16 protein-coding genes and 1 pseudogene are annotated in these 19,176 nt (G+C 35.6%); 5 read left to right on the plus strand and 12 right to left on the minus strand.

Annotated elements, in window-relative coordinates; all coding sequences use genetic code 11:
• Positions 1-52: 52 nt before the first annotated feature.
• From LNP23_RS12330 to LNP23_RS12370, 9 genes are all read right to left on the minus strand, one after another.
• Positions 53-949: an EamA family transporter gene (locus tag LNP23_RS12330; protein ID WP_230005122.1), complete on the minus strand. Its 897-nt coding sequence runs from the start codon at positions 947-949 to the stop codon at positions 53-55.
• 292 nt (positions 950-1,241) lie between these two features.
• Positions 1,242-2,381, minus strand: coding sequence for a peptidylprolyl isomerase (locus tag LNP23_RS12335; RefSeq protein ID WP_230001212.1), 1,140 nt, complete (start codon positions 2,379-2,381; stop codon positions 1,242-1,244).
• Positions 2,382-2,408: 27 nt separating this feature from the next.
• The gene (locus LNP23_RS12340) at positions 2,409-3,485 is read right to left on the minus strand and encodes a peptidylprolyl isomerase (RefSeq protein ID WP_230001213.1); all 1,077 of its coding nucleotides are present in this window, start codon (positions 3,483-3,485) and stop codon (positions 2,409-2,411) included.
• A 15-nt stretch (positions 3,486-3,500) separates the two neighbouring features.
• Complete coding sequence (gene gldI, locus LNP23_RS12345; RefSeq protein ID WP_230001215.1) at positions 3,501-4,142, minus strand: gliding motility-associated peptidyl-prolyl isomerase GldI; 642 nt, start codon at positions 4,140-4,142, stop codon at positions 3,501-3,503.
• Positions 4,143-4,148: 6 nt separating this feature from the next.
• Positions 4,149-5,153: a DHH family phosphoesterase gene (locus LNP23_RS12350; protein ID WP_230001223.1), complete on the minus strand. Its 1,005-nt coding sequence runs from the start codon at positions 5,151-5,153 to the stop codon at positions 4,149-4,151.
• 157 nt (positions 5,154-5,310) lie between these two features.
• Entirely contained in the window at positions 5,311-6,546 is a 1,236-nt protein-coding gene (locus LNP23_RS12355) for a voltage-gated chloride channel family protein (RefSeq protein WP_230001226.1), read from the minus strand.
• 161 nt (positions 6,547-6,707) lie between these two features.
• A complete protein-coding gene (locus LNP23_RS12360; RefSeq protein ID WP_047775703.1) occupies positions 6,708-7,091 on the minus strand; it encodes a RidA family protein in 384 nt (127 codons plus the stop codon).
• Between the two features lie 166 nt (positions 7,092-7,257).
• A complete protein-coding gene (locus LNP23_RS12365) occupies positions 7,258-7,563 on the minus strand; it encodes a chaperone modulator CbpM (protein WP_230001239.1) in 306 nt (101 codons plus the stop codon).
• Complete coding sequence (locus tag LNP23_RS12370) at positions 7,553-8,470, minus strand: DnaJ C-terminal domain-containing protein (protein WP_230001241.1); 918 nt, start codon at positions 8,468-8,470, stop codon at positions 7,553-7,555. The genes LNP23_RS12365 and LNP23_RS12370 overlap by 11 nt, the downstream gene beginning before the upstream one ends.
• A 303-nt stretch (positions 8,471-8,773) precedes the next feature.
• On the opposite strand from LNP23_RS12370, the gene LNP23_RS12375 reads away from it, so the two are divergent.
• The 5 genes and pseudogenes from LNP23_RS12375 to LNP23_RS12395 all read left to right on the plus strand — a co-directional run.
• Positions 8,774-9,514, plus strand: a complete 741-nt coding sequence (locus LNP23_RS12375; protein WP_230001243.1) for a hypothetical protein — start codon at positions 8,774-8,776, stop codon at positions 9,512-9,514.
• Positions 9,515-9,696: 182 nt separating this feature from the next.
• Positions 9,697-11,226, plus strand: a complete 1,530-nt coding sequence (gene guaA / locus LNP23_RS12380) for a glutamine-hydrolyzing GMP synthase (protein WP_047775709.1) — start codon at positions 9,697-9,699, stop codon at positions 11,224-11,226.
• Between the two features lie 263 nt (positions 11,227-11,489).
• Positions 11,490-13,592 (plus strand): LysM peptidoglycan-binding domain-containing protein, encoded by a 2,103-nt coding sequence (locus LNP23_RS12385; RefSeq protein ID WP_230001246.1) that lies wholly within the window; start codon positions 11,490-11,492, stop codon positions 13,590-13,592.
• A complete protein-coding gene (locus LNP23_RS12390; protein WP_230001248.1) occupies positions 13,592-13,993 on the plus strand; it encodes an OsmC family protein in 402 nt (133 codons plus the stop codon). The genes LNP23_RS12385 and LNP23_RS12390 overlap by 1 nt, the downstream gene beginning before the upstream one ends.
• Before the next feature lie 149 nt (positions 13,994-14,142).
• Positions 14,143-14,255: pseudogene (locus tag LNP23_RS12395) on the plus strand (XRE family transcriptional regulator); the annotation flags it as partial.
• Between the two features lie 309 nt (positions 14,256-14,564).
• Here LNP23_RS12395 and LNP23_RS12400 read toward each other — a convergent pair.
• From LNP23_RS12400 to LNP23_RS12410, 3 genes are all read right to left on the minus strand, one after another.
• Positions 14,565-15,944, minus strand: a complete 1,380-nt coding sequence (locus LNP23_RS12400) for a Gfo/Idh/MocA family protein (protein ID WP_047775715.1) — start codon at positions 15,942-15,944, stop codon at positions 14,565-14,567.
• An 84-nt stretch (positions 15,945-16,028) separates the two neighbouring features.
• The gene (locus LNP23_RS12405; RefSeq protein WP_230001256.1) at positions 16,029-17,369 is read right to left on the minus strand and encodes a DUF3472 domain-containing protein; all 1,341 of its coding nucleotides are present in this window, start codon (positions 17,367-17,369) and stop codon (positions 16,029-16,031) included.
• Positions 17,370-17,478: 109 nt separating this feature from the next.
• Positions 17,479-19,176 carry a RagB/SusD family nutrient uptake outer membrane protein gene (locus LNP23_RS12410; protein ID WP_230001269.1) on the minus strand — a complete coding sequence of 566 codons (1,698 nt, stop codon included), beginning with the start codon at positions 19,174-19,176 and terminating at the stop codon, positions 17,479-17,481.

Here is a 19,176-nt window from a genome sequence, read left to right on the forward strand (position 1 = left end):
TTAACAAATATTGTATTATTAAGCTCTTTTTTTTGGAACTATATAAAATAGATTATTTTTTGCCTTTAAAATTTACATTCATTATAATGATAGCCAGAATGATTAGGATAATTCCAACCCATTGTAAAAAGATTACTTTTTCATTCAGTAAGAAGTAAGCCATCATTACTGAAACAGGAAGTTCAAGTGCTGAAACGATACTTCCTAAACCAATTCCAGTTAGTGGAAAACCAGCATTCATAAGCATTGGAGGGATGATCGTTCCGAATAATGACAATACAATTCCCCATTTCAGGAAAATAGCAAGGTTAAAAGGTGTTACTTGAGTAAAAAAAGCAAAAGAAAACACAATTACAGCGCCACCCAATAGCATGTACAAACTACGTTGTGCCGATGAAATTTCGGTTGCAACACGATTAGCAGTAAACATTGTTGTCGTAAAAGAAGCTGCAGCCATAACCCCCCAGGCGATACCTCTCCAATCAAGGACTACATCATTTTGAATGATATTGGTTGCCAGTACAGTTCCCACCAGTACAATAAATACGGCGATCACTTTTTGTTTAGAAGGTAATTTTTTCTCTAAAATCATTTCAAGTAAAACCCCCATCCAAACGGTTTGCATTAATAAAACAATACCAATTGAAACCGGAATATACTTTACAGCCAGGTAGTAGAACAAACTGGTCATTCCCAGAGAAGTTCCCGCTGTCATTAAACTAATGATATTTTTAGGAGTAGCTTTTACTACTTGATTTTTATTTCTTATTTTCTGAAAGGCATTGATTAATAAAATCCCTGCAATTCCAAGTACAAATTGAGATGTTGTTACCTCGGCTGTGGTATATCCTTCTGAATAGGCCATTTTTACAAAAGTGGCTAACATTCCGAAAGTTGTAGCGCCTAAAGCAACTAAAAATACTCCTTTTAATACATTGTTTTGTGACATTCTGACTTGTTTAGTTTAAAAAATTAAAGCCGGCAAAGGTAAGCTATTTTGCTTAGGATTAAATGTTAAAACTGTGATAAACTTGTTAGCCCTTAAGTATCAGGGGCTAGTTCTTTCTTAGTGAGATTTCTCGTTCGTTGAAATGGCGATGGAGAGAAAAAAAGAGCTTGCAGGAGATAAGAAGATGTGTTAAATGTTGGCAGACAGGATTTAAGTTTTAGTCAATAAAAAAACCATCAGAAAACAATTCCTGATGGTTTAATTTTTATATAACAACCGAAGTCTGAAATATTTATTTCACAGGTTGCGTATTGTAAGTTTCGATTTCGAAAACTAAAGTTGCGTTTGGTGGAATCACTCCTCCGGCACCTTTTTCTCCATAAGCTAAATTAGAAGGAAGAAAGAAGATTGCTTTTTCTCCGTCGGTCATCATGTCTAATGCTTCGATAAAACCTGGAATCATTCCGTCTTTTTTACCAACTGCAAACGGAAAAGCCTGATATCCTTTTTGCGCATCTCTGTTCGCATCATATTTACCATAGGCTTTTGCTACATTGGCAATGCTGCTGTCAAAAAGATTTCCATCTTCAAAATAACCTGCATAGTGGAAATAGATATTACTTCCTTCTGCTAATTTTACTCCGGAACCTTTTTGAGTGATTTTATATTTTAAACCGGAAGCCGTTGCAGTTGCAGTAGCTTTAGTAGCGGCAAAGTAAGCTGCTTTTTCGGTTACCACTTTTTGACTTTCGGCTTTTTTAGCTTCTCCTTTTTTAGCATCATCACTGATTACTTTTAAAGCATCAAATTTCTTAGCAGCAGCACCTTTGCGTGTAATGGTAATTTTGGTCATCACATCGTCCTGAACGATTTTATTCACAACATCCATTCCTGAAACTACGTGACCAAAAATAGTGTGTTTGCCATTCAACCAAGGCGTATCTTTATGTGTGATAAAAAATTGACTTCCGTTGGTAGCCGGACCTGAATTGGCCATAGCTAAAACACCACCTTTTTCAAATTTTAAATCTGGTACAAATTCATCTTTAAAAGAGAATCCAGGACCTCCCGAACCGTTTCCGTCCGGATCACCACCCTGAATCATAAAATCATTGATAACTCTATGGAATTTTAATCCGTCGTAAAATGGCTTTCCTTTTAGTTTTTCCACTTTTACATTAGGGTTTTTTCCTTCAGCTAAAGTGATAAAGTTAGCTACTGTTACAGGCGCTTTTACATACTCTAAAGACAAAACAATGGTTCCTTTAGTTGTAGCAATTGTTGCAAAAATTCCTTCAGCAGGATTTGTTGCTTTCGGAGCTACTTTTGTTGTAGTTGTTTTTGCGGCCGGTTTTGCAGCCGGTTTTTTGGTTGCTTGTGCCTGAATATTGACTACTGCCAAGCAAAATAAGAATAGAAATTTAAATTTCATTGTATTTAGAATTTAAGTCTATATTAATTATTGTGGTTTCTCTAATAATTGAACTTCAAAAATGATATTCGCATTTGGTGGAATAACTCCTCCAGCTCCGGCTTCTCCGTAAGCTAAGTGTGCCGGAATAAAAAGAACCGCTTTGTCTCCAAAAGAAAGTTTCTCGATTCCTTCAATAAATCCCGGAATCATACCGTCTTTACGACCTGCCTGAAATGGAATTGGCTGGTAACCTTTTGCTTCAGCTCTTGCAGCATCAAATTTTCCGAAAGTTTTGCAAACCTCTTCGATACTACTGTCAAATAAAGTTCCGTCTTCTAGAAATCCTGCATAATGAATGTACAATTGTGTTCCGATCGCCGGTTTTTTACCTGTACCTTTTTCAGTAATAACATATTCTAAACCAGTGCTTGTTTTGGTAGCTTTTGGTTTTAAAGAAGTATAATAAGCTACTTTTTCTTTCTGAACTTCTGCGTATTTACCTTTTTCTTTTGCTATTTCTGAAAAATAATCGTGAAATACTTTTACAGCATCAAACTTTTTTGCAGCTTCACCATTTCTGATAATAGTAACAGTGGTGATGTTATCGTTTTGAACGACTTTATTAACGACATCCATTCCTTTGTCCACTACATGACCAAAAATAGTATGTTTTCCGTCTAACCATGGTGTTTCAACATGTGTGATGAAAAATTGGCTGCTATTTGTTCCCGGACCATTATTTGCCATGGCCAAAACACCACTTTTGTCAAATTTTAAATCAGTGAACTCGTCTTTAAATTTGTATCCGGTATCGCCAGAACCTGTTCCTAAAGGATCTCCGGTCTGGATCATAAAATTCTCAATAACACGGTGGAATTTTAATCCATTAAAGAAAGGTTTCTTTTTTAGGTTTTCATCCGTTACAAATTCATTTTTGCCTTCTGCTAACGTTACAAAATTGGCAACTGTTATAGGTGCTTTTTTATAATCTAACTCAACAATAATGCTTCCTTTATTAGTTTCAATTTCAGCGTATAAACCATCCGGTAAGTCACTGTGTTTGTCTTTACAAGAATAAAACGAGGTAGCGGCTAATAGTAATATTAAAATACTCTTTTTCATTTTTTAAATGTTGTTTTATGGGTTTAAAGTGTCTTTTTTAGTCTGAACTACTGGCTTTGGAGCAACCGGTTTTGGAGTTTGTGTACTCGGTGTCGTTGCTTTTGGAGCTTCTTCAGGTGTGAAATTTTTAAGGGTAACGGTACAAATTAAGGATTGATTGGTTCCTATTTTTTTATTGTCTCCATGATAACCATAAGCGATATGTGATGGAAATAAGAAGTTTACAGTTTCGTTTTTGCGCATCAATTTAATTCCATCGCGCAATCCCATCATGATTTCTTGTTTGTCTACATGATACGTTTGCGGGCCAAGTTCAGCTTCGGGATAGATAATTTTGCCTTGTATGTCTTTTATTTCCAGATTATAATAAGCTATATCTCCTCTTTTTGGACGTAACGTATCAATCAGATTTTGTTCCTCATAAGCATACCAATAACCTTTTTGTGAAGCAAAATACTTTACTTTGGGATTACTTTTGATTATTTTTTTGATGATATCTTCTTCACTGGCAACTAATTTTTTGTTCCGATCAGCTGATTTTTTCATGAATGTACCCGAAGTTCTTGAAATAGGTCTTCTGGCTTCTTCGTGTTGTTTACAGCCTACCAATAAAACGGCAAAAAGTAGGGCACAGCTGCTTAGTTTTAAGTAGTTCATATGGGGTTATATTTTTAGTTTAGTTACTAAATCTTCAAATTTTTTGATGGTCTCTTCCATAGAAACATCAGATCTTCCACCAGCGGCATTGCTGTGACCTCCACCATTAAAATGGTCTCTGGCAAACTGATTTACATCAAATCCTCCTTGCGAACGAAATGATATTTTGATGATTTTCTCGTCTCTGTTTTCTATAAAAATAGCTGTGAAATTAATTCCTTTGATGCTTAATCCATAATTAACTATTCCTTCTGTGTCGCCTTTTATGTAGTTAAAAGAATCCAATTCGTCTTGTGTAAGCGTTGTATAAGAGGTTTTATGCTCTTCAAATACTTTCATGTTTTGCAAAGCGCGACCTAACAATTGTAAACGGCTGTACGAGCTATTATCAAATAAAAGTACTGGAATCTGCGTATTTTCGACACCCAAATCAATTAATTCGGCTATAATGCGGTGTGTATTTCCGGTAGTTCCGGGAAAGCGAAAAGAACCTGAATCGGTTAGGATTCCGGTATAAATACAGGTAGCAATGGTTTGGTCTAGATCTTCTTTTTTATCTAAAAAGGAAATGAAATTGTAAACCATTTCACAAGTAGAACCAAAAGTAGTATCAGAGTACATATAAGTCGCATAATCATCAGGTCTTTGATGATGATCGATCATAATAAACGGAACTTTTAGCTTGGCTAAAGTGTGTTCCATTTCACCCGTACGATGAAAAGCATTAAAATCGAGTGTAAATACGATCTCTGCTTCTTCTAATATTTTAGTACAGTTTTCGGTGTCTTTTTCAAATATTTTTACGGTTTCCGAACCTGGTAACCAAGCTAAGAAATCAGGGAAATCATTAGGTGCAATCACCGTTGGCTGATGATTGTTTTTTAATAAAAAATGGTATAAACCCAACGTAGATCCCATGGCATCACCATCTGGACCTCTATGCGGGATTATAGCGATTTTCTTTGGGGTTGCGAGCAACAATTGTATCGCTTGAATATCTTGTATTTTCATAGTGTGCGAATTTACATTTTTTTAATGTAATGCTGAAAAGATTTTAGAGATTCTTGGGTTTCAGTTTATAGCCGTGGTTTAAGTTCTTAGTTTTCGGTCTCAGTCTCAGTCTTCAATTCACATTTCATAATTTTGATCTTGAACCACAAAAAAAAAATCAAAGCCACTTCTGATACAACTTATATTTAGCACCCTTGACAATCTGCGATTTATAAATCCCTACCGAACCTGAAGAAAAATAAGCAATGGTACAGGCGATCGCAATAAATAGCCCGGGTTGGATTCCAAATAACTCCATTCCCATAATGGTGCAGGCAATGGGAGTGTGGGTAGCACCCGAAAACACGGCTACAAAACCCATTCCGGCCAAAAGGGCTATTGGCATAGGGACGACAAGAGAAAGTGCGCTTCCTAATGTAGCTCCGACAAAAAATAACGGAGTTACTTCTCCACCTTTAAAACCAGCTCCTAACGTGAATCCCGTAAATAGAATTTTGAGTAAAAAGTCATACCACGGATTTGCATTTGAAAAGGAATCCACAATGACAGGGACACTCAAACCAGCAAATTTGGTAAATCCGAAACCTGCAATGGCAATGGACAAAACGATTCCTCCAACAAATGGACGCAATGGCGGATATTTAATGTTTTTTGAAAATAAAGAACTCCAAAAATGAGTAGTTCTCGAGAACAGCAAAGCTGCAATGCCAAATAAGACGCTAATAAGGACGGTGTAAAATAAGTTCGTAAGATTGATTTCGGGCACATCGGGAATACGGTAATGCGTGTGTTTGACCTGCCAGAATTCAACCGTAAAATAAGCGGCGTAAGCTACTAAGAAGGATAAAATAATACTTTTAAGGTTGATTTTACTAAAGTACAGTACTTCCAAAGCAAAAATTGCTCCTGCCAAAGGCGTTCCGAAAACAGATGCAAAACCCGCACTGATCCCGAGAATAATCAGAATTTTTCGCTCTGATTGCTCTAATTTAAAAAGTTTTGTAAACTGATCGGCAATAGCGCCTCCCATTTGTACTGCTGTACCTTCGCGTCCGGCAGAACCACCAAATAAATGGGTAAGTAAGGTTCCCGCAAGGACCAAAGGAGCCATTTTGAACGGAATGGTTTTCTTTGGGGTTTCGTATTCTTCCAACAATAGATTATTGCCTTTTACAACAGATTCTCCCCAGTAATAGTAACTCAATCCAACAAGTAATCCGCCAATGGGTAAAAACCAGATGATCCAGTTGTGGTGGATTCTAAATTGTGTAATCCATTCTAACGAAACTAAAAAAAATGCTGAAGCCGATCCTGAAAAAAAGCCTATTAAAAGACAAATGAGAATCCATTTAAGGACTGTCAGGAGTGTAGTTTTAGAATCAGGTAGAGCCATTTGTAGGTTTAGTTTTTTTAAACACGAATTTCACAAATGTACACGAATTTTATTTTTTTTGCCACAGATTAAAAAGATTCGCACAGATTGTTTAATCATTTTAATCCTTTAATCTGTGGCAAAGTAATTAACGCAATTAGTTTAATTCGTGGAAAAAAAAATTACTGAACTACAGCCGTAAATTCAATTTCAACTAAATATTCTGGAGCAACCAATTTACTGATTTCATAAAAACCCGTTGTCGGTTTTACATCTTTGAAAAAAGAAGAATGCGCTCTGGCAACCTCTTCAAAAGTGGTAATATCGGTTGTGAAAATACGAGTTCTGATTACATCTTTCATTCCAACATTTAGATCTTCCAGCACTTTTTCTACACGTTCCAGAATATTAAAAGTCTGTGCATACGCATCGTCAGCTTTTACTTTATCGCCATCAACAATTGCCACAGTTCCTGAAACTTCAATGATATTGCCAATGCGTACAGCGCGACAATATCCCATTTTGTCTTCCCAAGGTGATCCTGTTAAGATGTTTTCTCTTTTCATTTGGTAGTATTTTATTGAATTGTTTTATTCCTTTTTTAAAACAAATCCCGGTTAGTTAATTAGGCTGCAATTTATAAAATAGGAAACTGAAAAGCGCAAATTTTATTTGAAATCAATTTCAAAATCAAGCTTTTTTGTGATATTTTAAGAAATCGTTTTTTAAGACCTACTTGGTTTGATGGTGTTCGAAAAGACGAAGTTTATTTTGAGTTATCGTTAAGTTTTGTTGTAGCGTTTCAATCTTACTTAATAAATGCGCTATGGCATCAATCCCTTCAAAATTAATTTTCAGATCATAATGCAACCGGATCATTTTTTCTATGGCAGGCAAGTGTTTAAGGTGCAGATATTCATCATCTTCCTGAACAATAATTTCTACCAATCCGTAATTATTTAGTTCGGTTATAAAGGTGTATTCAATTTCGTGATACGTACAAAATTGTTTGATTTGGATTAGGTTTTTACTGCTCATGATTGCTTATTTTAGATAATTCTTCAAATAATTCTTTTTCCTTCTGGGATAATTTTGTGGGGAGTTTTAAAGTATAAGTAATGTATAAATCTCCAAACTGACCTTCTTTTTTGTAGACCGGAAAACCTTTTCCTTTTAATTTGACTTTTGTTCCGGGCTGTGTTTCTTCGGGAACTTTTATTTTTACTTTTCCGTCAAAAGTGTTTACGAAAATCTCACCTCCCAAAATAGCGGTGTACAAATCGAGAGCAACATCGGCGTATAAATTATTGCCTTCGCGTTTAAAATTAGAATTGTTTTCTATAGTGAAGGTAATGTACAGATCACCGCTGGGGCCTCCGTTTGCTCCTGGTCCGCCATGTCCCGGAATTTTTATGATTTGACCGTTTTCCACTCCTGCAGGAATCGTAATCCGGATATTTTTACCATTTACCGTCAGATTTTGTTTGTGGGTGTTGTAAGCAGAATCTAAATCCAATTGTAGTTCGGCATTATAATCCTGGCCTCTGTATTTGGATTGCCTTTTGTTGCCGCCAGTTGAACCGTACATGGAATTGAAAAAATCAGAAAAATCACTACCGGAGAAATCACCTCCTGAAAAGTCGTTATAATCAGAACTGCTTTGTTGCCTGGTTTGCTGTTGTTGATTGGGATTGTAACCTGCCTTTTCAAATTCGTCCGCATGTTTCCAGTCTTTTCCGTATTTGTCGTATTTTTTTCGGTTTTCGGGATTGCTTAAAACTTCATTGGCTTCATTGATTTCTTTGAACTTTTTCTCCGCTTCTTTATCGTTTGGATTCAAGTCGGGGTGGTACTTTCGAGCCGCTTTTCGATAGGCTTTTTTTATTTCGGCGTCAGTAGCAGACTTTGTAATTTCTAATGTTTTATAGTAGTCGATATAATCCATTTTTCTAGTTTTTAATAAAGGTAGATTAAAACATTGAAATTAGGAGTAAGTTGTTAATTATCAAAATGATATATTTTTTTAAAAGAAGAATTTAACTAAGACGTAAAATAGCATCGGTATATTTTTGTGGTATTAAAAATTTAGTTTTTTGATTTTTTGGCAGGTTTTTTGTTTCCAAAAATTAGCCTAATATATTGTTATAAAAGTCTTAAAGTTGTAGTGCCTAATTAAATTATGCTATTTTTGTGAAGCTACACTTGATTTTATAAAAATTATAAAAGCCTATTCGATAATACTTTTTCAATGAAGCAAATTCTATTTTTCATATTATTTTTTACTGCTGTAACTGTATCAGCTCAAACTGAATTCAGTACAAAATTTAAGTCGATTCCGGCTCCAAAATTTAGTGCGAAACCTAAAAAGATCCCGTCTCCGGAAATCAAAAATCCTGCGGGAACTAACTTAGATGTTCCAAGTATAAAAACACCTAACGTTTTTGATAATACCAGTATTACTCCTAAGTCTAAATTTCAAATAGGAGAGCAGAAAAGTACTTTTACAATGTCAACCGAAACTGATTTTGCCAATCCTGGAGATCGTTATGTTGGGAAAATGGAAAAGGATTTGGATAAGGCCGTAAAAGAAGCGGGATTAAAAGAAGGCAGGGGACCATTAGTTAGAAAAAACCTTGAATTTGGTGATATTTATACAAGTTCTACTTATTTTATAATAAAATGCCGTGATGCCGGGGCGATCGATGGTGATATGATAAAGGCCGTTTTTAATGAAAATGTTATAGTGCAGAGAATGGTATTAGAGTCCAACTATCAGCAATTTAAAATAACTTTTAATGAAGGTTTTAATACTTTCGAATTAGAAGCACTTAATATCGGAAGCCTTGGAGGAAATACAGGTGGATTTGAAATCTACGATGCCGAAGGTAATCTGATCTTATCTGATTATTGGAACAACCTGGATACAGGATTTAAAGCGAAATTTGTTATCGTAAAACAGAAAAAGCTTCTTACAAAAGCTGCAAAATAATTTCAAAAAGACATAAAATTTAAAAGGTATAAAAGGAAAAGCGGGTTGCTATTTGTTTTTTTTACACCTTATAAACCTTTGTAACTTCGAATCTTTGTAGCTAAAATCAGAACAATGAAAAAAATATTAGTTTTTTCATTGTTCTGATTTTTCAAATTCGAATATAAAAAGTATTTTTGCGCATGCAACACAACGTACTTATTTTAGATTTCGGATCGCAATATACTCAACTTATTGCGCGTAGAGTTCGCGAATTAAATATATTCTGCGAAATTTTCCCTTACAATCACTTTCCAAGTGATTTATCACCTTATAAAGCTGTAATTTTAGGAGGAAGCCCATTTTCTGTTCGTGCAGAAGATGCTCCACATCCTGATTTGTCTCAAATTCGAGGTAAACTTCCAATGTTGGCAGTTTGTTACGGAGCACAATATTTAGCGCATTTTAGTGGTGGAGAAGTAGCTGCTTCTAATACCAGAGAATACGGTAGAGCTAATTTGTCTTATATTAAGGAGAATGAAGTTTTCTTTAACGGCGTTTCAGAAAACAGCCAGGTTTGGATGAGTCACAGCGATAGTATCAAAGCTTTGCCGACAAATGCAGTAAAATTGGCAAGTACTCATGATGTAGAATATGCAGCTTATAAAATTGAAGGCGAGACAACTTACGCGATTCAATACCATCCGGAGGTTTTTCACTCTACTGATGGATCAAAAATGTTAGAAAACTTTTTAGTTAACATTGCTGAAGTTCCTCAAAACTTTACACCAGGTGCTTTCGTAGAAGAAATGGTGGCAGAATTAAAAGAGAAATTAGGTGATGATAAAGTTGTTTTAGGATTGTCAGGAGGAGTAGATTCTACTGTAGCGGCAGTTTTATTACACCAGGCAATTGGTAAAAACCTGTACTGTATTTTCGTAAATAACGGTTTACTTCGTAAAAACGAATTCCAAAATGTATTAGATCAATACAAAGGAATGGGATTGAATGTAAAAGGAGTAGATGCCGGGGATCGTTTTCTTGGTGAATTAGCCGGAATCAGTGATCCTGAAACCAAACGTAAAACAATTGGTCGTGTATTCATTGAAGTTTTTGATGATGAATCACATTTAATCGAAGACGTAAAATGGTTGGCTCAGGGAACTATTTACCCCGACGTAATTGAGTCGGTTTCTGTAAAAGGACCATCGGCTACAATTAAATCACACCACAATGTTGGTGGATTACCGGATTATATGAAATTAAAAATTGTAGAACCACTTAGAATGCTTTTCAAAGATGAAGTAAGAAGAGTAGGAGCTACTTTAGGAATAGACCCTGAATTATTGGGAAGACACCCTTTCCCGGGACCAGGATTATCCATTAGAATTTTAGGAGATATCACTCCTGAGAAAGTTCAGATTTTACAAGATGTTGACGCTGTTTTCATCGATGGATTAAAATCTTGGGGATTATATGACAAAGTGTGGCAAGCCGGAGCGATCCTGCTTCCTGTAAATAGTGTTGGTGTAATGGGAGATGAGCGTACTTACGAAAAAGTAGTAGCGCTTAGAGCCGTGGAATCTACCGACGGTATGACTGCCGACTGGGTACATTTACCTTATGATTTCTTAATGAAAGTATCAAATGATATTATCAATAAAGTAAAAGGAGTAAATCGTGTGGTATACGATATAAGTTCTAAACCACCTGCAACAATTGAGTGGGAATAGTATTATTTTAAAGTAAGGCGTTACAATTTGTAACGCCTTATTTTCTTAACTCCGGTACGTATATCAAAAATACGGATGAATTTTTATGCGAATAAATGCAAGAAAAAGGAAGAACAGGAGTTATATAAGTAAAGGATTATTGTTAAGATCGGAATGGACTGAAGACAATAATCAAAAAAAAAACAAGCCGTCTGAATCCTGCTTTAAGCAAAAATTAGTATCTTGTTTTTTGAATTAAAAATTAAATTGTTTTAAGCCCCATTATGAAATATTATTTTACATTATTGTCTCTCGTTTTTTTAGTAACCTGTTCTGCTTTTTCTCAGGAAAAGGTAGTGAAATATACAGTTTCGAGCGGAGAAACAATTAATCAGATTGCGCAAAAATTTAAGGTAACTCCTTACGATATTTATCAGTTAAATCCGGATGCCAGAAAAGCTTTAGCTCCTAAGACCGTACTGTTAATTCCGACTAAAGGTGATAAATCAACACCCGCTAAAACGGAAGTAACTTCAATAAAGCCAAGTACATCAGGAAAAACAATTGTGCATGAAGTACAACCTAAAGAAACACTTTTTGGGATCGAAAAAAAATACGGTATTTCGGATGAAGCATTAAAAGCCGCCAATCCATTTTTGGTGACTAATGGTTTGCAAATTGGTCAGACGCTTACTATTCCATCAAAAGGAGCTGCAGTTAAAACTACTGCCGCAGTAAGTCCTAAAGCCACTAAAACACCAGCTCTTGAAAAATACATATATCATGATGTTGTACCAAAAGAGACCAAATATTCTATTGCAAAACAATACAATACGACGGTTGAAGATTTAGAGAAACGTAATCCGGATATTGTAGCAAATTTAGAAGTTGGACACCGAGTAACGATTAAAGGAACCGCTCCAAAAACAGAAGTGGCTACCCCTGTTGTTGCTAAAGTTGCAAAACCGGTTGAAACTAAAAAAGTTGATGAGTCTTCAAAGAAAGGCACAACTTATATGGACTATCAAGTGAAACCAAAAGAAACACTTTATAGTTTGTCAAGAACATTTCAATTAACTCAAGCAGAATTAACAGAATTGAATCCTTCTCTTTCTGAAGGAGTGAAAGAAGGAATGGTTTTAAAAGTGCCATCCGGATTCCTTGCACCAACTCCAATTATTGTTCAGCACCAACCAACTGAAAAAGCGGTAGAAAAGCCAGTTGATAATTCCGGTTCAGGAGCAATAAAAATTGTTGAAAAAGTAAAATCGGAAACGACTTCTGCGAATCCTGAAATAGTCGAGTTGACTAAAAAAAGAGGACAAGGTGAGCGTAAAAAATTAGTTTTATTAATGCCGTTTAATTTGGCAAAAATGCAGACTGATACCGTAAGTACTACAAATAGAATTAAAAGCGATAAATTTTTGAACATGACTCTTGATTTTTATTCAGGAGCGATGATGGCAATTGACTCGGCGAAGACCTTAAAATTACCAATTGATGTGTCGATTTACGATTCGCAAGAAACAAAAAGTACTTCTAATGTATTGAGTTTAATCGCACAGAATAAATTGCAGGATGCCGATGCAGTGGTAGGACCTTTTTATCAAGGTAATGCAGAAAGTACCGCTAATGCATTGCATTCGTACAATATACCGGTAATTTCTCCACTATCAAAAGATGCGGCCAATCCAATTGATAATTTGTACCAGTCTATCCCAACAAACGATGTCGTTAAAAATGCAGTTTTTGATTATATGCGTGCTAAAAACGGAAACATTGTTGCGGTAGTAGATAAGAAAAAGGAATCGGTTGTTACCTATATTAAGCAAAATCAAAAAGGAGTTGTTTTTGCTGCTTTAACAGAGACCGGAGGTTTAGATGCAGCAAACTTAAAAAGTTTGTTATTGCCTAACCGAATGAATTATGTGGTAATGGAAACGGCTAATACCGCTATGGTGAAAGCAACAATTAAAGCATTGATTGATGCGCAAAAAACTTGTCAGGTGCAATTGGTGATTTTAGAACCAAACAGCACTTTAGATACAGACGAAATTAGTTTTGAAAATTTAATAAAATTGAAATTAATGTATCCGTCAGTAACCCGTGAAAGTGATGAATCTGGTGTTTCAATCTTTAAAAAAGAATATCGATTGAAAAACAAAATAAATCCAAACACGTATGCGACTCGTGGTTTCGATGTAACTTTTGATACAATGATGCGTTTGGTTCAAGGTAAAACCTATCAGGAAACAGCAGATTTAATGACAACTGAACAAGCGGACAATAAATTTCAATATTACAAAAAAGAAGATGGCGGACACGCAAACAAAGGTGTTTACATTTTATATTACGATTCAGATTTAACTTTAAAAGTAGCCAATTAATGACATCAAAAGTAACCTATTTAGGGGATTTAAGAACGAAATCAATCCACGTGCAATCCGGAAGTGAAATCATTTCGGATGCACCATTAGATAATAACGGAAAAGGAGAAGCATTTTCTCCAACAGACACCGTAGCAAACGCTTTAGCAAGTTGCATGATGACGATTATGGGAATCAAAGCTCGTGATATGGAAATCAATATCAACGATTCTACAGCCGAAGTAACTAAAATAATGAACGCTGAACCAAGACGTATCGGAGCAATCGAAATTGTTTTTGAAATGAAAGGTACAACAGACGAAAAAAGCAAAACAATCTTAGAGCGTGCTGCCATGACCTGTCCGGTGTTTTTGAGTTTAAACAGTGAGATTGAAAAACGAATTACTTTTAATTGGAAGTAGTAATTTGTGTTTTTTAAAATAAAGGAAAAGAGGTCGTTACACTAGTGTAGCAGCCTCTTTTTTCATTAATAAGTCCAATATTTTTTTTTCTTATACTACGAGACTCCATATAACCCGGTTATCAGAAAAACGAAAATTACACTTTTTATCCAATCGAAAAGATCATTCAGCTTCACGATGAAAAGATCGCTCTCTAGAACGTATGTCGAAGGAAAAAGATGAGATGATGGCAAAGTTGGAGAAATTGATTGAAGGGAAATAAGATTTGCACGCAGATTTGGCAGATTTGACAGATTTTTTCTGTGATCTTCCGTTAAAATCCGCCGAATCTGCGTGCATATTTTTTTTAAACTCTTTTAATAGTGCCCTTTGCATGCTTTGTGAAGTCTAACCTCACGCTAAGTTTTTTTTTCACAAAGTTCACAAAACCATAACTAAGTTTTGGGGAGCTTACGTTTTTTCTCTGCGCCTTTAGCGGTTAAATGAGCGCAACAATAATAAATATTAAAATTGAAAAAAGGGCATCTAATAAATTTAAGATGCCCTTTCTCACTAACTAACCAAGAAATATTTAATTTGAAAACTCTAGTTTTTGTAGCTTGTTCCAACCTCCGCGTGTGAAATCAGGAATTTCTACAGGAGCTGAATTGTTGTCAAGAGAAATTTCTGTTAACGGACCTAAGCAAGACCATTCTGCTAAATCGTAAACGTCCATATCTAATGGCAATCCTTTTTGAAGGCAGTAAATTAATCGGTAGTCCATTACGAAATCCATTCCGCCGTGACCACCTACTTTTTTAGCTTGCTCTTCGATATCTTTTACAATTGGGTGTTTGTATTTTTCCATCAACGCTTTTTTAACTTCTGCAGGAACAAAAGAGTGAGCGCTTAATTTTTCATGATTTGGTTTTACATCATCCCCTAATTCTTTACCATCTAAAGCATAACCTTCCATTGGATATTTATTAGCAAAACCTTTAGTTCCGCTCAATTGATACATTCTGCTGTATGGACGAGGAGAAGTAACATCGTGTTGAATTTGAATAGTTTTTCCGTTTTCAGTACGAATCATCGTCATCGTATGATCTCCATTTCTGAAATCTTTAATTTCCTTTCCGGATTTTTCTTTGATGTAAGCCGGGTTTCCAACTGCTTTCGTATCCATAGAAACTAAGAAATTCATTTTATCACCACGGTGAATATTAAGTGCCTGACAAGCCGGTCCCATACCGTGAGTAGCATAAATATCACCACGATGTTTGATATTGTAATCCATTCTCCAGTTGTTCCAATACTCACCCCAGAAAGGTTGTAAACCATGAATATAAGATCCTTCTGCATGAAGAATTTCTCCAAATAAACCTTGTTGCGCCATGTTTAATGTCGTAAGTTCAAAGAAATCATACACACAGTTTTCAAGCTGCATACAGTGTTTACGTGTTTTTTCAGAAGTATCGATCAGTTCCCAGATTTCTTTCATTGTCATTGCTCCAGGAACTTCTATTGCAACGTGTTTACCATCTTTCATAGCCTGAACACCAATCATAGCGTGATGTTTCCAGTCTGTTGCGATGTATACTAAATCTACATTTGGTAATGCTGTAACTTTTTTCCATGCATTTTCATCACCATAAAATTCCTGTGCTTTTGCAAGTCCTTGTTTGGTTAAGATTTCGTTTGCTTTAGAAGTGTTTTCCTGTGTCATATCACATAAAGCGACAATTTCAACACCGGGTATATGAGTCATGCGTTCTACTGCTCCGGGGCCGCGCATTCCAAGACCTATAAAAGCAACACGTACGGTTGGTAGTGGTGTTGCTGCCAAACGTAAAACGTCAGTTTGACCTTTTGCACGTGACGGGGTTTTGGTTTTGATCATTTGCGCCGATACAATTGCTCCACAAAACAAAATGCAAACGGTTAAAATGAATTTTAAATTACTAGTTTTCATAATTAATTTGATTTTAAATGATTTGATAATCTACTAGATCGATTATCGATAATATAAGTAGTTTTTGTTTTTATTAAAGATTATCTACGGTAAAGTAGTGAAATTTATTTCCGGTTTTTTATTCGTTAATGGCCTTGTAAATGTAGTTTTTGGAGTTGTAAAATCATTAAAGAAACCACCATTTTTCAGGAAGAAAGAACCATTTTCTGCACCACCGGCAAAATCCATTCGGTATTCTTTTGCACCCGTATTGTCGTTTGTGAATCGAGCGGTATTAATTTCAGTCCAAGCACCTTTATCATCGCAAATCCATTGATTGTTGAATAACACTTTACGCGAGAAATCTCCTTGTTCCGGAACGAAATTTTCTAAGAAGGAATGAAATCTTTTTAAGTAAGTATTGGTTTCAGGACGATTAAAACTCGCAATTAACAACCATTTGTTTACTTCAGGAGCGAAGAAATAAGCAGTGTAAGTAGTGGTATTATTTCCGGCTGGAAGTCCGCGTAGTAAAAACTTGTAGGTTGTACCTGCTTTCCAGTTGTATTTTAGGTAACTCTGTCCGCCTGAACCTTCATTTCCGAATTCTCCTGTATATACATTTTCTCCTTTTTTCAACATTTTAATTTTATGAGAATCAGGAATACTGTTTGGATCATCAGTAGTAAACGGACTCCATACAGAGAATAAAACTCTTCTTTCTGTCGATGAGTTTACCTGAATTCCGAAATAACCTTCGCCAAAACCATTTGCCATAAAATAAGAACCAATTTTGTCCTCGTTTTCAGGAATTGTCAATTCGTTGTAATACCATTCGGCATTGATGCTTTCCTGTACTTGATAATTTAAGTGAACAGATGGACCACGTCTTCCCCAGTGATAGAAACTACCTTCGTTGTTAGGTACGTAGGCTATTTTACCATCATAATCAGCACTGGCAATCGTTAAGCGACTAATAGACGGAAAACGATCGCCTGTTTTGCTGATTCCTTTTATTTTGACAGCTACATAACCGGCTTGTTTAATCGTCCAGGTTCCCGCGATAACTGCTTTTTTTGTGGTGGTAAAATTTACTTTTTTAGACTCGTTGTTTATCGAAAATTCTACTTCTGATTTCCCATTTACTTCAACAGATTCTTCAACAGTAATTTGAAATGTTCCGGGAGTCGAAATTTTAAAATAAGCAGTAAAAAATTCGTTGGAATCAGTCCAGTTTTCTATTCCATTGTCTGTAATCGTATTGTTTCCATCTAAATGTTTAGAACTATAGGCATTTCCTCCGAGTGGCAGAGAAATTGTTGTTTTTGGGTTTTGAATTGTTTCATTTTTCGGTGGTGTATCCTGCTGGGTATCATCATTATTATTGCTGGCGCATGAAAATGATACTAAAGAAGCTGCAAAAAACAAGTAAAATATATTTTTCATAATTTGAGGTTATTGGATTAGAATTTATTCAACTATTTTTAAAACAACCTCTCTAATCCTTTTTAATTAGAGAGGTAATAAACAAACAAAAAACAAATATTTAAAATGATTACGGATTCTGGGTTAAAGTCCCCGGATATGCGTTTATTTCTGACTGTGGAATATATTGTACTACACGAAGACTAGTTGCAGGTACATCTATTAATGGCAGATGAGGACCAGGATAGCGACGTGTCATGGTTTGTCCGTTTCTGTAAACATCATAACCACGTTGTGCTTCAAAAGCTAACTCTAATTGACGTTCTTCATCGATGAGTTGCGCGGCATTAGTACTGTTTAATGAAGTATATCCGCCTCCAACAATTGCTCTTTCACGGATGACATTTAAATTAGTCAAAGCATTTCCATAATCTCCTTTTTTAGCATAAGCTTCAGCCATGTTCAGATACATTTCTGCCAATCTCGAAATAATAGGGGAGTGCAGGTGTGAATCATTATCCTGTAACGAACATTTTGTAATGTAGAACATAGGATATACACGATTTAATAGCATCATATAATCTTTTTCGCCTACATAAGTTTTACCTGCATACGAAATTGAATAGTTATTTTCGGCAGCATTTACGACAGTAAGATTGTAATCTACGTTTGCTATAGTAATATAATAAGAACCGTCAGTTTTAGTTTTAAGAGGTTGTTGGATATAGTTGAATCCAGTTTGTGTCCCCGCTGCATTAAATGCATCAGTTATAAAGCGGAAAGCTGCTGTTTTATTATTAGAAGCATCTAAAGCATATTGAGGTTCAATAAATGCCCATCTTGCATCTTTTTTCAGCCCTGATTTTCGCAATAAATCAAGATATTCTGCACTAGCGTACATTTCTCCCCAGCCTTGACCCTGAAGATTTGCATACATACCGCCAATACCATAATAGTGATCATAACCTGAGAACTCAGATGCTACACGTTTAACGGCAAAGATCGTTTCTGTTTGTCCGCTTGCATCTGGTGCAAAAGTATTATATTTCATAAAATCGGCTCTGCTAAGTAAATTATAGCGACCACTCAAAATAACTTTTTTAGCATAATCAATAGATAAAGTAGCGTATTCTTGATTTGGTGTTTCGTAAGTTCCACTCATATATAAATATACTCTTGAAAGCATTGCTTGTGCCGCTTCTTTGGTTGCATACGCTGCAGTTCTGTTTTCGCTCATTAAAGCTTCTCCTTTTTTAAGATCGCTAATGGCCTGCTCATAGGTTGCTTTTACGGTAGCTCTGTCCGGTAGGCTTATGTTAGCGATGTCTTCCGGTAATCCATTTACAATTGGTACGCCCAAATTAGTTTCCGGAGATTGTGCATAAGGTCTGCCATATGTTTTGCCTAAATAAAAATAAAGCATTCCTCTTAAATAATAGGCTTCTCCTAATTTTTGATCTAATACGGGGTTTTCTCCTTCAGCAATCATTTTCATTAAATCACTTGACTGTGAGATAATTTTGTAACTATTGTTCCAGAAAGTAGCCAACCTGTCATTATTCGGAATATGTTGATAGGATATAAAAGAGTAGAAGGAATCAGTAGAGGTTCCTCTGATCATGATGTTGTCTCCCGGATATTCTCCCACGCGGTGCATAACATCCGACCAGTCTCTAAGTTGTGCATAACATCCGTTAAGCAGTACATCTACGGCTGCTTCTTTATCTTGTAGAATTTTATCTTTTGTGTAAGCATTAAATGGTTCTCGCTCCAGTTCACATGAAGATAGAAAACTAAGCGCAATAAATAGTATGAATATATTTTTCAT

Origin of the sequence: Flavobacterium cupriresistens (genome assembly GCF_020911925.1) — a bacterium.
GTDB classification, from domain to species: domain Bacteria; phylum Bacteroidota; class Bacteroidia; order Flavobacteriales; family Flavobacteriaceae; genus Flavobacterium; species Flavobacterium cupriresistens.